This is a genomic window from Streptomyces sp. NL15-2K (genome assembly GCF_030551255.1).
Taxonomy (GTDB): Bacteria; Actinomycetota; Actinomycetes; order Streptomycetales; family Streptomycetaceae; genus Streptomyces.
This window is the reverse complement of record NZ_CP130630.1, coordinates 564,551-578,126: the sequence shown is the minus strand read 5'-3', so window position 1 is coordinate 578,126 and position 13,576 is coordinate 564,551. Positions and strand designations below refer to the sequence as shown.

Here is a 13,576-nt window from a genome sequence, read left to right as displayed (position 1 = left end):
AGCGTCGGCTCCGGACCCGCCGTGTTCGCCTGCTACGCGCCGCTCGCCTTCAGCATGTCCTCGCGCTCGACGATCTTCACGCGCTCACGGCCCTCGGGCTCGCCCAGTGCCTTCTCGGCGGCGTCCAGCTGGTACCAGCCGTCCCAGGTGGTGAAGCGGACGCTCCGCTCGGCGAGGAACGCGTCCACGGCCTCGGGCGCGGGCGAATCCGGCGTGTGCAGACGGCCGTTCGCGAAGTCGTCCAGGAGGTTGGACACCGTCTCGTTGGCGTCGCCCTTGGTGTGGCCGATCAGGCCCACGGGGCCGCGCCGGATCCAGCCGGTGACGTACGTCGACTGCAGGTGCTCGCCGCTCTCCTGGATGACCCGGCCGCCCTCGTCCGGGACCGTTCCCGAGTCGATGTCCCAGGGCAGCTTGGGCAGTTTGTCGGACAGGTAGCCCACGGCGCGGTAGATCCCGGTGACGTCCCAGTCCTTGAACTCGCCGGTGCCCTTGACGTTTCCGGTGCCGTCAAGGGCGGTGCGCTCGGTGCGCAGGCCGACGACCTTGCCGTCCTCGCCCAGGATCTCCGACGGCGACTCGAAGAAGTGCAGGTACAGCTTGTGCGGGCGGTTCCCGACGTCGCGGATGGCCCAGTTCTCCAGGGTCTTGGCGACCATGTCGGCCTGCTTGTTGCCGCGCCGGGTCGCGATCGAGCCCTCGTCGTAGTCGATGTCCTCGGGGTCGACGATGACCTCGATGTTGGGGGAGTGGTCCAGCTCGCGCAGCTCCATCGGGCTGAACTTGGCCTGCGCCGGGCCGCGGCGGCCGAACACGTGGACTTCCAGGGCCTTGTTGGCCTTCAGCCCGTCGTGGACGTTCGGCGGGATCTCCGTCGGCAGCAGTTCGTCCGCGGTCTTGGCGAGGATGCGCGCCACGTCGAGCGCGACGTTGCCGACGCCGAGGACGGCGACCTTCTCGGCCTCCAGCGGCCAGGTGCGTGGCACGTCCGGGTGACCGTCGTACCAGGAGACGAAGTCCGCCGCGCCGTAGGAGCCGTCGAGGTCGATACCGGGTATGGACAGTTCCCGGTCGGCCGTCGCTCCCGTGGAGAAGACCACGGCGTCGTAGAACGCGCGCAGGTCGTCCAGGTTGATGTCGGTCGGGTAGTCGACGTTGCCGAAGAGACGGATCTGCGGCTTGTCGAGGACCTGGTGGAGGGCGGTGATGATGCCCTTGATGCGGGGGTGGTCGGGGGCGACGCCGTATCGGATCAGTCCGAACGGTGCCGGCATCCGCTCGAAGAGGTCGATGGACACACCGGGGTCGGCGGCCACCTCGGACTTGAGCAGTGCGTCGGCGGCGTAGATCCCGGCGGGGCCGGCTCCGACGATGGCTACCCGCAAGGGGCGGGGCATGATCAGGTTCCCTTCGAGCGGCGATGGATCGACTCGATGGGAAGCCTAAACTAAGGCAAGCCTAAGTCGGTACGCGGGTCCGGTCTATGAGCTCATAAGGTCACTTTATGAGCTGTCGCTTCATGGGCGCGTTTATGAGGGAAGGGGCTGTTCCGCCCAAATGACCTTGCCCGCGGGCGTGTACCGGGTGCCCCAGCGTTCCGCGAGCTGCGCGACGAGGAACAGGCCGCGTCCGCCCTCGTCCGTCATGGCCGCGTACCTGAGGTGGGGCGAGGTACTGCTGCTGTCGAAGACCTCGCAGATCAGGGTGCGGTCGTACATCACCCGGACGTGGATGGGGTCACCGCCGTAGCGGATCGCGTTGGTGACGAGCTCGCTGACGATCAGCTCCGTGGTGAAGGTCAGCTCGTCCAGTCCCCACCCGGCCAGCTGCCGGGTGATGGAGGCGCGGGCCTCGGCGACGGCCGCCGGATCCGACGGCACCTGCCACTCGGCGATCCGGTCGGCGGGCAGAGCCCGGGTGCGCGCCACGAGCAGGGCGACGTCGTCGCTCGGCCGGGCCGGAAGCCGGGAGTCGAGGACGACCCGGCAGGTGTCCTCGGGGGACTTGCCGGCCCGCTCCAGCGCGGTCCGCAGCTGTTCCAGCCCTACGTCGATGTCGTGCTCCCGGTCCTCGACGAGCCCGTCCGTGTACAGGACGAGCCGACTGCCCTCCGCCAGTTCGAGGTCGGCCGTCTCGAACGGCAGCCCCCCGAGGCCGAGCGGGGGACCGGCCGGCACCTCCGGGAACTCCACGCTGCCGTCGGGATGGATCAGGGCGGGCGGCGGGTGGCCGGCACGGGCGACCGTGCAGACCTGGGAAACCGGATCGTAGACGGCGTACAGACAGGTCGCGCCGGTGACCGGGGCGCTGCCGTCCTCCACCGTCTCGTCCTGGTCGATGCGCCCCACCAACTCGTCCAGCAGAGCGAGCAGTTCGTCGGGCGGCAGGTCCAAGGAGGAGAAGTTGTGCACCGCCGTCCGGAGCCGGCCCATGGTGGCCGCGGCGTGCAGCCCGTGGCCGACGACGTCTCCCAGCACGAGTGCCACACGGGCGCCGGACAACGGCAGTACGTCGAACCAGTCGCCGCCCACACCGGCCTGCGCCGGCAGATACCGGTAGGCGATCTCCAGGGCGTCCTGCTCGGGCAGCGTGCGGGGCAGCAGGCTGCGCTGCAGCGTCACCGCCATGCTGTGCTCGCGGGTGTAGCGGCGGGCGTTGTCGATGGAGACAGCCGCACGGGCGACCAACTCCTCGGCGAGCGCCACCTCCTCCGTGTCGAACGGCTCGGGCTTCCCGGACCGCCAGAAGCTGACCACACCGAGTACCAGGCTGCCCGCGCGCAGCGGCACGGTGATCAGCGAGTGGATACCGTGCTCCACGACCTGGGCGGAGCGCTCGAGGTCCTGTGCCTGCCAGCCCGACGCCTCACTCAGGCGCGGCTCGATGACGGCCTGCCCCGTCCTGAGGCTGCGGGCCTGCGGAGCGGAGTCGACGAGTCGGATCTGCCGGCCCAGCGGGTAGAGCGGGGCGTCCTCGCGGATCCCGCTCATCGCCGTACGACGCAGCGTCGTCGCCGCTTCCGGCTGCCCGCCGCTGAGGACGGCGTCGAACAGGTCCACGGTGGCGAAGTCCGCGAACCGGGGGACGGCGAGCTCCGCCAGTTCCTCGGCGGTACGGGTGACGTCCAGACTCGTCCCGATGGCAACTCCGGCGTCGTACAGCATGTTGAGGCGCTCCCGCGCCGCCTCGGCCCGGCCGGAAAGCGCCCGCAGCTCCGTGGAGTCGCGCAGCGTGGCGACGCTGCCGGGCGGGCCGCCCTCGCTGTCGGTGGGCCGCTGGTTGATGGCCAGCAGCCGGTCCTTGACCAGGTGGACCTCGTCCGTGGCGACCCGGCCGGAGGCCAGCAGGCCGGCCGTGTCGGGGGTGAGGCCGAGATCCCGCACATGCCGGCCCTCGGCGTCCTGGGGCAGGTCGAGCAGGCGCTGCGCCTCGTCGTTGGCCAGCAGCAAGGTGCCCTCGCCGCCGACGATGAGCACGCCCTCCCGTACGGCGTGCAGTACGGCGTCGTGGTGCTCGTACATCCGGGTCATCTCGTGCGGGCCCAGGCCGTGCGTCTGGCGCAGCAGCCGCCGGCTCACCAGCGCGGTGCCCCACGTGGCCAGGACGAGTCCCGCCGCGGCGGCGAGCAGCACGAGCGGCAGCTGCCGGTTCGCGGCACCGCCCACGCTCGCGGTGGTGATCCCCGCCGAGACCAGACCCACGACCGAGCCGTCGGGCGCCTTGACCGGCACCACGGCCTGCACCAGCGGGCCGATCGTGCCCGTGATCTCCTCGGTCACCGTGCGTCCGGCGAGCGCCGGTGCGATGGTGCCGACGAACTTCTTGCCGATGCGGTCCGGTTTGGGATGGGAGTAACGGACGCCGTCGGTGTTCATGACGACGATGAAGTCCACCTTCGTCGCCTTGCGGGCCGCCTCGGCCCGTGGTTGCAGTACCGCCGACGGGTTCGGACCGCGCAAAGCCGCAACGGTGCCGGGTGCGTTGGCGAACGCCTCGGCGACGGCGACGGAGCGGTTGCGGGCCTCCTGCGTGCTGTCGTGCCGGACTTGGAGCACGAGCGCCCCGACCGCGGCGACGACCAGCAGCAGCACGATCACCACTTGCAGGACGAACACCTGTCCGGCGACGCTGCGGCCGCTCAGCGCCGACCGCAATCCCGAGCGGCCCGCTTCGTGCTGCCGTGAGGTGAGCGGACCGCCGGTCATGCGCCGCGCGCGGCGCTCGGGCGCCCTTGGGGCGCGGTCGGGCGCGTGCGATGGGCGCGGACCGCTGGGACGACGGGTCGACCGGGCCCCGGATCGACCCAAGAGTCGGACCATGTGCCCATGTCTACACTGCCGGGCCTCAGGAGGCGAGGGGCGCTACAGGGGTAACGGCCCTCGCGGCGGCAGGCGGCAGGCGGCAGGCGGCCGGTGGCCGGTGGCCCGGGGGCAGGGGGGCAGGGGGAGGGGCGGCGCCGGGTGTTTCGCCCCCGCTGCCCTCACCCTCCCGTTCGGCGGGCTGCCAGAAGGAGGGCGATGTCGTCGGGGCGGTCTGCGCTGTGGCGGGCCGTCGCGGTGAGCTTGTCGGCCACGCCCGCCAGTGAGCGGCCGCCGGGGTGGGCCGCCGGCGCGCCGGCCTTGGCCAGGGCCACCCGCAGTGCGCTGATGCCGTCGTCGATGTCGCCGCCGGGCCGTTCGACCAGGCCGTCGGTGTACAGCGCCAGGATCGCTCCGGGGTCAAATCCGCAGCTCCGCCACGGGGTAGCGGGCACGGGAGTCCACCCCGAGCACGACCCCGCCGGGCAGGTCCAGGACGTGGGTGCGGCCCTCCGGAAGGCGCAGCAGCGGCGTCGCCCGGGCGTCGCGTGTTCGCTCCCGGCGCTCCCACTCATCGGCCCATCCCATCCGTGCGCCGCCGCCAGGCGACGCCACAGTCAGAATGCGCCCCTGCGCCCCTGCGCCCCTGCGCCCCTGCGCCCCTGCGCGCATCCGCACGGCCCGCCCCGATTTCCCGGGCGGGCCGTGCCGGTCCGTCAGCCGTGGAAGGTGATGTAACCGTTGCGGTCGGGGTCGGAACCGCTCTTGGTGTACGAGTGCACGTCGGCCTTGCTGCCGGACGGCTTGTACACGTAGATCGTGTCCTTGTCGTTGTTCCACATGAAGTTGCAGTTGTCGCGGTAGACGACGTTCTTCGCGTCGGAGTCGGTGCCGTTGCCGCCGCGCAGCTTCACGTAGTCGCCGGGCTGGAGTTGGTGGTTCGCGGTGAACTTGAAGCGGTTGCCGGCGGCGTCCTTGACGACGTAGCCCTTGAGGTTCATGGTCGCCGTGCGCGAGTAGTTCTTGATCGTCAGGAACTCGTCCTTGGTGTTGCCGGTGGAGCAGTTGTTGCGGTCCGTGCCGGGTGCGTCGTACTGGACACCCTTGATCTTCAGCGCCGACGAGTATTCGGCGGCCTGCGCCGGAGTGGCGGCCATCGCGGCTATCGAGCCGGCAGCGGCGGCGGTCGCCAGGACAAGGCGTATACGCATGGGAAATCCCCCCAGTTGTGCGAATGGAGCGCGAGGAGCCTACACGCCTGGTGAAGCCACGGTGGCGGAAGGGTGCAGAAAATGTGAAGGCCCGTGAGGGGTGGCACATGCGTATCCCGGTGACGCGGGATACCCGTAAGGGCGGAGAGGAGCGCGCGTGGACGTCGGGACGCAGGCGGGCGGGCAGGGAGACGGCCCGGTGGACGTGGCCGAAGGCGCCGATCCCAAGCGGTGGAAGGCGCTGTGGGTGACGCTCGTGGCCGGATTCATGAGCCTGCTCGACGTGACCATCGTCGCGGTGGCGCTGCCGTCCATGCAGCGGGACCTGCACGCCTCGGCACCCGCCATCCAGTGGGTCGTCTCCGGCTACGCCCTGGCGTTCGCCCTCGTCCTGGTCACCGCGGGACGCGTGGGCGACGCGATCGGCCGACGCCGGATCTTCCTGCTGGCGCTCACGGCGTTCGTGGTGTGCAGCGCGGCGGCGGGCGCGGCTCCCACCATCGCGCTGCTGATCGTGGCCCGGCTGGCGCAGGGCGTGGCCGCGGGCTGCCTCGCTCCGCAGAACTCCGCCCTGATCCAGCAGATGTTCCGGGGCGCCGAGCGCGGCCGGGCGTTCGGTCTCTTCGGCGCCACCGTCGGCATCTCCAGCGCCGTCGGCCCGGTCGTCGGCGGACTCATCCTCTCGCTCGCGGACGGACCGCAGGGCTGGCGCTGGATCTTCTACGTCAATGTCCCGGTCGGCGTGATCGCGCTCGTGCTCGGCCTGCGACTGCTGCCCAAACTCGCCCCCGGCCGTGGCGAACGGCTCGACCTGCCGGGCGTCGCGCTGCTCGGCGGCGGCGTGCTGGCGGTCATGCTGCCCCTGGTGCTGGCCGAGTCCGGCGGTGTCCGACGGCTGTGGTGGCTCTTCCTGGTGGGAGCGGCGCTCCTGGCGGTCTTCGCACGGTGGGAGCGGCGGGTCGCCGCCCGTGCCGCGCAGCCGCTGCTCGACCCCCGGTTGGTCACCGCGACCCGCGGCTACGCCGCCGGGGCCGCCATCGCCACCCTGTACTTCGTCGGCTTCAGCGGTGTGTGGCTGGTATTCGCCCTCTACTTGCAGAATGGCGAGGGGTATTCGCCGCTGCTGTCCGGGCTCGCGGTGACCCCCTTCGCCATCGGATCGGCCGTGGCCGCACTCGTCGCCGGGCGTCTGGTGGAGCGTCTGGGCCGGCTGCTCACCGTATGCGGACTCACCGCCGTGGCCCTCGGGCTGGGCGGGGCGGTGCTGAGCCTGCGGTTCGCGCCCGAGGACATCGCGGTGTGGTGCGCGGCCCCCGCGCTGTTCGTCGGCGGCATGGGCAGCGGCTGCGTCATCTCCCCGAACGTCACGATGACCTTGCGGGACGTGCCGGTGCGGATGGCGGGTGCCGCGGGAGGCGCACTGCAGACGGGACAGAGGCTGGGCGGCGCCATCGGTACGGCCGCCCTGCCCGGGCTGTTCTACATGGTGCTGGCCGCCGACGGCGACGCCTACCGTTCCGCGGTCGCCATCGCCGTCGGCTCCGGAATCGTGCCCGTGCTGTGCGCGCTCGGGGTGGCGGTGCGCGACTGGCTGCGGGATCGCCGGGCGCGGCGACAGCCCTGCCCGCCCGAGGTGTCCCACAGCCCTGTGCACGCGAGTCAGAGCTGATCGATCCCCGACCTGATCCCCTCGCGGTGGGCTTCCCATGGGCGGCGGTAGGGTCCCGGCATGGTTGATGCGGACGTGGGGATCGTGCACCCCGGTGCCATGGGAGCGCAGGTGGCCGCGCAGGCCGTGGCGGCGGGGGCGAGGATCTGGTGGCTGCCACAGGGGCGTTCGGCCGCCACGCGGGAGCGGGCCGCCGAGCTGGGGTTGCGGGCCGCCGACAGCATGGCCGAGCTGACCGCCCGGTGCACGGTGGTCCTGAGCGTCTGCCCTCCGGCGGCCGCCCTCGACGTGGCCCGGCAGGTCGCGGCGGCCGGGTTCAGCGGCGTGTACGTCGACGCCAACGCGGTCAGTCCCGGGCGCATGGCCCAGATCGCCGAGGTGTGGGACGGCACGGGGGTGAGACTGGTCGACGGGGGCATCAGCGGGCCGCCTCCGCGCCAGGCCGGGACCACCCGGCTGTACCTGTCGGGCGACGACGCGACGGTGGCCCGGGTCCGCGCGTTGTTCGACGGCACTGCTCTGACACCGGTCGTCCTGGCCGGGCCGGTCGGCCGGGCCTCGGCGCTCAAGCTGGCCTTCGCCGCCTACAACAAGATCTCGTACGCGCTCGCCGCCGAGGCCTGTGCCCTCGCCGACGGACACGGGGTCCTGGACGACCTCCGCGACCTCGCCGCGCACCTGCTGCCCGGCACCCCGCTGGCCGGTCCGGAGCAGTTGGCGGGCGCGGGACACCGGGCCTGGCGCTGGGAGCCGGAGATGCGGGAGATCGCCGAGGCCTGGCGCGGCGTCGGCCTGCCGGGTGCCTTCGCGGACGCCGCGGCGGAGACCTTCGAGCAGTGGCGGGACCACAAGGACGACCGGACCGTGACCAGCGACCGGTTGATCGCCGACCTCAGGGGGCGAGGGCCTGGCGCGGCGACGTGACGGACCGGGACAGCGTGTGCCCGGACGACTCAGCAGTCGTCATGCGAGGTAAGGGCCACCGTCATGTTCCTGATCTCGTACCCGCCGATGTCGTTGTTGAAGGACACGCGCGGCGGGGTGGTCATGCGCAGGCCGTCGAGCGCGAACAGGCGGCTGAGGAACACGTCCGCCTCCAGCAGGGCGACGTCCGCACCGGGGCAGCGGTGCGGGCCGTCTCCGAAGGACAGGCCCGCCGGGCCCGGCCCGAGCGCCAGGTCCCGGCCCGGACGCAGCAGTCGCGCATCCCGTCCCACGGCCTGCGGGTCGGTGTTCGCGTCGTCGACGAACAGCTCGATCAGCTCGCCCGGCCGGACCGACACCCCGCCGGACGGCGTCTCCAACGTGAGCGGTGCCGTCGCCCTGCGCCGCAGCCGTGCCACCACCGGCTCCAGCCGCAGGATCTCGCGCAGCACACCGAGCCGTTCCGGCTCCTGAGCCGCGCGATAGCGGGCGAGGAGCTCCGCGTCGGTGAACAGGTGCCAGGCGGCGACACAGATGAACTCCCTCGTGGTGACCATCCCGGCCGCGGCGAACGTCAGGCACTCGCCGAGGATCTCGGCGTCCGAGCATCCTTCGGCCAGCAGATGGGAGATCAGGTCGTCGCGCTCCTGACGGCGGTGCGCACGGATCGCGGGGCGGACGTCGGCGAGGTAGATGCGCAGCCAGTTCGCGTTCTGCCGCAGCAGCCAGTAGACGCCCCGCACGCTGGTCAGCCCCGGTCGGCCGAACTCCTCGGGAAAGAAGCGTTCGAGCCGGGTGCGGATGCCCGGACGGCTGTGGCGCAGACCGATGATCTCGCTCGCCACCGCGATCGCCACGTTGAAGCTCAGCTCGGCCAGTTGAGCCTCACCGGCGGTGCGCAGCGCCGTCAGCTGCTCCTCGGCGATGCGCACCATCAGCGTGCGGTAGTGCTCGTCGACGCGTCGCGGGGTGAAGAAGCGGGCGGTCTGCCGCCGCTGTTCCCGGTGTTCGGGCCCGTCCTGGTACAGGACGGGCCGGCGGACGCGCGGGGGCAGTTTCTCCACCGTCTCTATGCCGAGACCGGCCTGTACCGTCTCCGTACCGCGCAGCACCGCACGCGCGTTCGCGTAATCGTGCACCTGCCAGGTGCCGTCCGCGGCGCGGCGCATCGGACAGCCGGGCCGGCCGCCTCCCCGGTCCGTCTTGCGTGCGGACTCCTGCGCCTCGGCCATCAGGTCCCCTCTCCGCGCACCCGGTGGATCGCAACGGTTCAGGGCAGCAGTGTGGCCAGGGAACGGTGGTTCGTGATGCTCCATTACCGGCCAGCCGGTGTCACGGTTCCGCGACACCACAACCGACGGACGGTTTCAGCCCGCCGGAACGCTCAGTTCCCCAGCGGGTACGTCACCACGGAGGCGAGCCTCTCCGGCCTGTCGTCGGGGTAGGTGAGGGTCATCCGCGTGTAGTGCTGGAGCTGCGGGTGCTTCTTCCACGGCTCCGGGCGGTCGAGCCGTACGACGACCGGATACGAGCGGAACGTGCCCGCCGCGCAGTACGGCTCGCAGTCGTTCACGGCGTTGCGGCCCTTCGCCACCGCCGACTCCGCATCCCAGCGCGACCAATCGAGCGACGTCAGGCGGCTGTTGCCGTCGCCGCAGGCGAGGATGAAGTCGGCGGGGCGTTCCTGGGGCTTGGAGAAACAGTCGACGAGCACGGGATCCTCGGACCGCTGTGCCGCGGCATGGTCCGCCGACGGCGTCGCCGGGGTGGCGGAGGCCGTGCCCATGGCAGCGGCGAACGCCGCGGCGACACAGAGGCCGACCGTCTTGGTCACCGCGAATTTCAGCACGCCTGCTCCCGACCGTTTCGCTCCGCGCGGTTCTGCCGGTACCGACGGTACGGCCGTGACGGGGGCCACACCACTCGAACGGAGCAACGGCGTGGATGTGGCCGAGGCCACGTCACCGACGAGGTCCGGGTCATGTCCGGCTGATCGGGGCTCGGGCTACCGTTGCAGTCCCTCTTTCTCCCGGAAGCAGTTCGGACGGCCCGGCAGTGCTCGCAGATCTTTCCCCGCTGATCGCGGCGACCGCCCAGTGGCTGACGTGTGCCTACCCGTCGGGCGGCGGCGCGCTGGCCTCGGCCCTGTGCGAGGTACAGGCGCGGCAGGCCGTGACGGTCGCGGCCTGGCTCAGGTACCCGACGCCGATGGACGCCGCCCTGGTCCACATGGCCGGCCCCGGCGGCTCCGCACGACTGGACTGGATCACGGGCGCGGACGGAGGCGGCTCCTACGACACCCGGGCCGCCGAGGACACCCGGGCCACCCAGGACGGGGACGACCACGCCTGGCGCACCTGGGTCGACGAAGTCGTCGCGAGCTGGGCGGCCTGCCTGCTCACCGACCCCGAACTGGCCGACCTGGCGGTGGCCGCGGTCGCCGACGGCGGCCACATGGCGGGTACGCCGGTCGAGTTCCGCCGCCTGATCGCGCCCGACGCCGCCGACCGCCGGGCGGCGGCGCTGCTGCGCCACCCCGACCTCCTCGCCCCCGTGGCCGAACTGCACCACGCCCAGTTGCTGGAGCGCCTCCGGCCGGGACAGGCCCTCATCGCCTGAGGCAGCGGCGAACGAACGCTTCCTTCCGCGACGCCCGCGTGTGATGGACGCCCCTGTGGTTACCCGGCCCATGGCCCTGAACTGCGGAACTACATCCACAAAGGAACGCGGACATGCGGCACGACGAAATCATCGGCAAGGTGCAGGCCCTTGCTCACCTGCCGGATCGTGGGTCCACCGAGCGCGCGACACAGTCGGTGCTGCGGACCCTGGCGGAGAGGCTGCCGACCGGGCTGGCCGACCACTTGGCCGCGCAGCTCCCGCCGGATCTGGCGGCGCACATCCGTGAAACGACCGCTTCGGCCACCTCGGAGGCACGGCCCAGCGGTGCGGGGGAGCCCTTCGACCTGACGGCCTTCGCCGGCCGGGTCGCGGTCCGGGCCGGTACCACGGAGGAAACGGCGCTCCGGTACTGCGCCGCGGTCCTGGAGGTTCTCGACGCCGCTGTCTCACCCGAGGAGATGCGGAAGCTGACCGACGCCCTCCCCGCCGACATCCGCGAACTGCTGCCCGCAGGACGCGCCGACGAGCCCCCCGCGTAGCACCATAGGGACCCGGGCCGCCCTCACGCCGCCGTGCGCAGCTCGGCCCGCTCCGTCACATCGCCCTCCTCCGTGCGCAGGATGACCGTCGGGGTCCGGCGGCCCCGCAGGAGGAAGCCGGCTCCGATCGTGCCGGCGATGATCAGTCCGCCAGTGACGAGGGCTCCGCGTGCCCCGGCCAGTTCCATGAGGAGGCCGAGCGCGGGCGGCCCGCCCAGGCCCCAGACGGTGCCGATGCTGCCCCACACGCCGAGCACCCGTCCCCGCAGATGGGCGGGCGGGTCGGTCTGCAGGACGGCCGTGCCGGCGGTGTCGGAGACGGACTCCACCACGGCCATCGGCAGGACGAGCACGAGCAGCACGGCCATGGACGGCGACAGCCCGGCGACCACCTGGAGCAACGCGCCCGCTGCCGCCAGGGTGCCCACGAGTCGCACCGAGGGACGGCGCAGCCGGGCGCCGAGCACCGCGCCGAGGATGCCGCCCACGGCCAGGACGGTGGAGACCGTCCCGAACGCTCCGGCGCCGCCCGCGAGCGGCCCGGTGACCAGCACGGCCAGGGTGAGCCCGTAGTTGCGTCCGAAGACTGCGCTGATGCCGGTGACGGCGGCGAGTGCGACGAGCCGGGGCCGGCGGGCGAAGAAGGCCAGCCCCTCGCGCACGGTCATGTCGGGGCCCGTGCCGCGCCGCCCGGCGGGTGCGCGCCCGACGGGCTTGGCGGGCTTGGCGGGCTTGGTGGGCCGGGCCGCCCCGGGCGCCGGTCGCAGGAACGGAATGACCGAGGCGACGAAGAGGAACGACACCCCGTTGGCCATGTACGCGGCGGCCGTGCCGAGGAAGCCCACCGTCACGCCGGCCAGGGCGGCCCCCAGGAGCCGGCCCGAGCTGTGCACGAGCGCGCCCACCCCGATCGCCGAGGGGACGTCCTCCGGCGGGACGAGGTCGTTGCCCAGCAGGGCGCAGGCCGGATTGTCGACGGTCGCGACGATGCCCGTCACGGCGGCCAGCACCATCAAGGAGGTCATGTCGAGGCGGTCCAGTGCCACGAGCAGCGCCATCACGAAGGCGACCGTGCCCAGAAGGGCCTGGCTGACGGTGGCCGTCACCTTGCGGGGCCAGCGGTCGACGGCCGCGCCGCCGAGCAGGCTCATGAGCAGGGCGGGCGCGGCCTGGACGGACATGGACAGTCCCGTCGCGGCGGCGGACCCGGTGATCTGCAGGACCAGCAGGTTCTGGACCGTGAGCTGCATCCACGTACCGGTGTTCGACACGAAGTTCGCGAAGGACCACCAGCGCATGCTGCGGTACCGAAGGGACCGCCACGGGGAGCGGGAGGTGCTGCCGGACGGCCCGGGGGCGGATTCCGGCGCAGGGGAGAGCGATGCGGGAGAAGAAGGCACAGTGCGTTACTCGTAGACGAGTCGGAGGACTCAGTGGAGGTGTCGGCGAGAAAGGGAACGCCGGCTGCGCTGCGCGGCTGCTCCTGAGAGCCGGGGTACGGCGCGGACCATCGTGGCAGAGGGGAGGGGCGAGTCGGTGCCGGTCCACGGTGCTCCACCGCCGCACGTCTTCCCAACCGTCCGACGGCATACGGCACTTGGCGCTCCGAGTGCGGTTGATCACAGCGTTGGTGGGAGCGCCGCCTCTCCGGCGCTTCCCGTGCCGTATGTCACAGCGAAAGCGCGGAAAAGGGCCCGTCGCCGTAGCGACGGGCCCTGGGGACGGGAGCGGGTGCCGGTGTGGGTGTCAGTCGGGCTTGCCGCGGCCTGTCAGCGCGTCCCGCAGGCGGTCGACCAGGCCGGCCCCTGGTGCGAGCAGTTTGTTGGCCGGAGGCTTGTCCGGCGCGGACGGGTGCGGCCGGGTCGGCGCGACCTTCTTGGCCATGCGGACCTTGTTGCCCAGCTCGTCGAGCGCTTCGGCGGGGCATGCCGCGCGCAGCCTGGGGAAGAGGTTCTCCTCCTCGTCGGCCACGTGCGAGCGGATCTCGTTCATCAGCATGCCGATGAGCCGGTCGAACTCGGGATCGTCCGCGTCGCAGTCCTCCAGATCCTTCATGATCTGCTCGGCCTTGGCGTGGTCCTCGAGTTCCTTGTCGGCCATCGCGTCCCCGCCTGGCACATGCTCCCGCACGGCCGGATAGAGGTAGGCCTCCTCGGCCACCGAGTGCCGTACGAGCTCCATGGTGACCTGATCGGCGTAGACCTTACGGTCCTTGTCGGCGAACGGAAGTGCCGCGATCCGGCCGAAGATGTCCTCGACCTCCCGGTGATCGGTCACCAGCTCGTCGATGACGTCTCCTCCATGTCCCATGCC

11 protein-coding genes and 1 pseudogene are annotated in these 13,576 nt (G+C 71.9%); 4 read left to right on the top strand and 8 right to left on the bottom strand.

What is annotated here, in order from left to right:
• Positions 1-32: 32 nt before the first annotated feature.
• The 4 genes and pseudogenes from Q4V64_RS02440 to Q4V64_RS02420 form a co-directional block, all read right to left on the bottom strand.
• Entirely contained in the window at positions 33-1,397 is a 1,365-nt protein-coding gene (locus Q4V64_RS02440; protein ID WP_124436920.1) for an FAD-dependent oxidoreductase, read from the bottom strand.
• Positions 1,398-1,529: 132 nt separating this feature from the next.
• The gene (locus tag Q4V64_RS02435) at positions 1,530-4,319 is read right to left on the bottom strand and encodes a SpoIIE family protein phosphatase/ATP-binding protein (protein ID WP_172628955.1); all 2,790 of its coding nucleotides are present in this window, start codon (positions 4,317-4,319) and stop codon (positions 1,530-1,532) included.
• A 161-nt stretch (positions 4,320-4,480) separates the two neighbouring features.
• A pseudogene (locus tag Q4V64_RS02430) lies at positions 4,481-4,829 on the bottom strand (SpoIIE family protein phosphatase); the annotation flags it as partial.
• Positions 4,830-5,014: 185 nt separating this feature from the next.
• Positions 5,015-5,509, bottom strand: coding sequence for a lamin tail domain-containing protein (locus Q4V64_RS02420; protein ID WP_124436919.1), 495 nt, complete (start codon positions 5,507-5,509; stop codon positions 5,015-5,017).
• Positions 5,510-5,708: 199 nt separating this feature from the next.
• Here Q4V64_RS02420 and Q4V64_RS02415 point away from each other — a divergent pair, with 199 nt between their 5' ends.
• Positions 5,709-7,178 carry an MFS transporter gene (locus Q4V64_RS02415; protein WP_253266651.1) on the top strand — a complete coding sequence of 490 codons (1,470 nt, stop codon included), beginning with the start codon at positions 5,709-5,711 and terminating at the stop codon, positions 7,176-7,178.
• A 60-nt stretch (positions 7,179-7,238) separates the two neighbouring features.
• Positions 7,239-8,102, top strand: a complete 864-nt coding sequence (locus tag Q4V64_RS02410; protein WP_124436918.1) for an NAD(P)-dependent oxidoreductase — start codon at positions 7,239-7,241, stop codon at positions 8,100-8,102.
• A gap of 29 nt (positions 8,103-8,131) precedes the next feature.
• Here the strand turns inward: Q4V64_RS02410 and Q4V64_RS02405 are convergent, their stop codons facing one another.
• Both Q4V64_RS02405 and Q4V64_RS02400 read right to left on the bottom strand, forming a co-directional pair.
• Positions 8,132-9,334: a cytochrome P450 gene (locus Q4V64_RS02405; RefSeq protein WP_124436917.1), complete on the bottom strand. Its 1,203-nt coding sequence runs from the start codon at positions 9,332-9,334 to the stop codon at positions 8,132-8,134.
• Between the two features lie 152 nt (positions 9,335-9,486).
• Positions 9,487-9,888: a hypothetical protein gene (locus tag Q4V64_RS02400; protein WP_253266650.1), complete on the bottom strand. Its 402-nt coding sequence runs from the start codon at positions 9,886-9,888 to the stop codon at positions 9,487-9,489.
• A gap of 269 nt (positions 9,889-10,157) precedes the next feature.
• On the opposite strand from Q4V64_RS02400, the gene Q4V64_RS02395 reads away from it, so the two are divergent.
• Positions 10,158-10,721 carry a hypothetical protein gene (locus Q4V64_RS02395; protein WP_124436915.1) on the top strand — a complete coding sequence of 188 codons (564 nt, stop codon included), beginning with the start codon at positions 10,158-10,160 and terminating at the stop codon, positions 10,719-10,721.
• Positions 10,722-10,834: 113 nt separating this feature from the next.
• Positions 10,835-11,263, top strand: coding sequence for a DUF2267 domain-containing protein (locus Q4V64_RS02390; protein WP_124436914.1), 429 nt, complete (start codon positions 10,835-10,837; stop codon positions 11,261-11,263).
• Between the two features lie 23 nt (positions 11,264-11,286).
• Here the strand turns inward: Q4V64_RS02390 and Q4V64_RS02385 are convergent, their stop codons facing one another.
• Complete coding sequence (locus Q4V64_RS02385) at positions 11,287-12,663, bottom strand: MFS transporter (RefSeq protein WP_124436913.1); 1,377 nt, start codon at positions 12,661-12,663, stop codon at positions 11,287-11,289.
• A gap of 346 nt (positions 12,664-13,009) precedes the next feature.
• Positions 13,010-13,573 (bottom strand): hemerythrin domain-containing protein, encoded by a 564-nt coding sequence (locus tag Q4V64_RS02380; RefSeq protein ID WP_124436912.1) that lies wholly within the window; start codon positions 13,571-13,573, stop codon positions 13,010-13,012.
• Positions 13,574-13,576 lie beyond the last annotated feature (3 nt).

Excerpts from the sequence above, each read along its gene's own strand:
- Q4V64_RS02440 (WP_124436920.1), bottom strand. The coding sequence starts at position 1,397 with ATGCCCCGCCCCTTGCGGGTAGCCATCGTCGGAGCCGGCCCCGCCGGG.
- Q4V64_RS02435 (WP_172628955.1), bottom strand. The coding sequence starts at position 4,319 with ATGGTCCGACTCTTGGGTCGATCCGGGGCCCGGTCGACCCGTCGTCCC.
- Q4V64_RS02420 (WP_124436919.1), bottom strand. The coding sequence starts at position 5,509 with ATGCGTATACGCCTTGTCCTGGCGACCGCCGCCGCTGCCGGCTCGATA.
- Q4V64_RS02410 (WP_124436918.1), top strand. The coding sequence starts at position 7,239 with ATGGTTGATGCGGACGTGGGGATCGTGCACCCCGGTGCCATGGGAGCG.
- Q4V64_RS02405 (WP_124436917.1), bottom strand. The coding sequence starts at position 9,334 with ATGGCCGAGGCGCAGGAGTCCGCACGCAAGACGGACCGGGGAGGCGGC.
- Q4V64_RS02400 (WP_253266650.1), bottom strand. The coding sequence starts at position 9,888 with ATGGGCACGGCCTCCGCCACCCCGGCGACGCCGTCGGCGGACCATGCC.
- Q4V64_RS02390 (WP_124436914.1), top strand. The coding sequence starts at position 10,835 with ATGCGGCACGACGAAATCATCGGCAAGGTGCAGGCCCTTGCTCACCTG.
- Q4V64_RS02380 (WP_124436912.1), bottom strand. The coding sequence starts at position 13,573 with ATGGGACATGGAGGAGACGTCATCGACGAGCTGGTGACCGATCACCGG.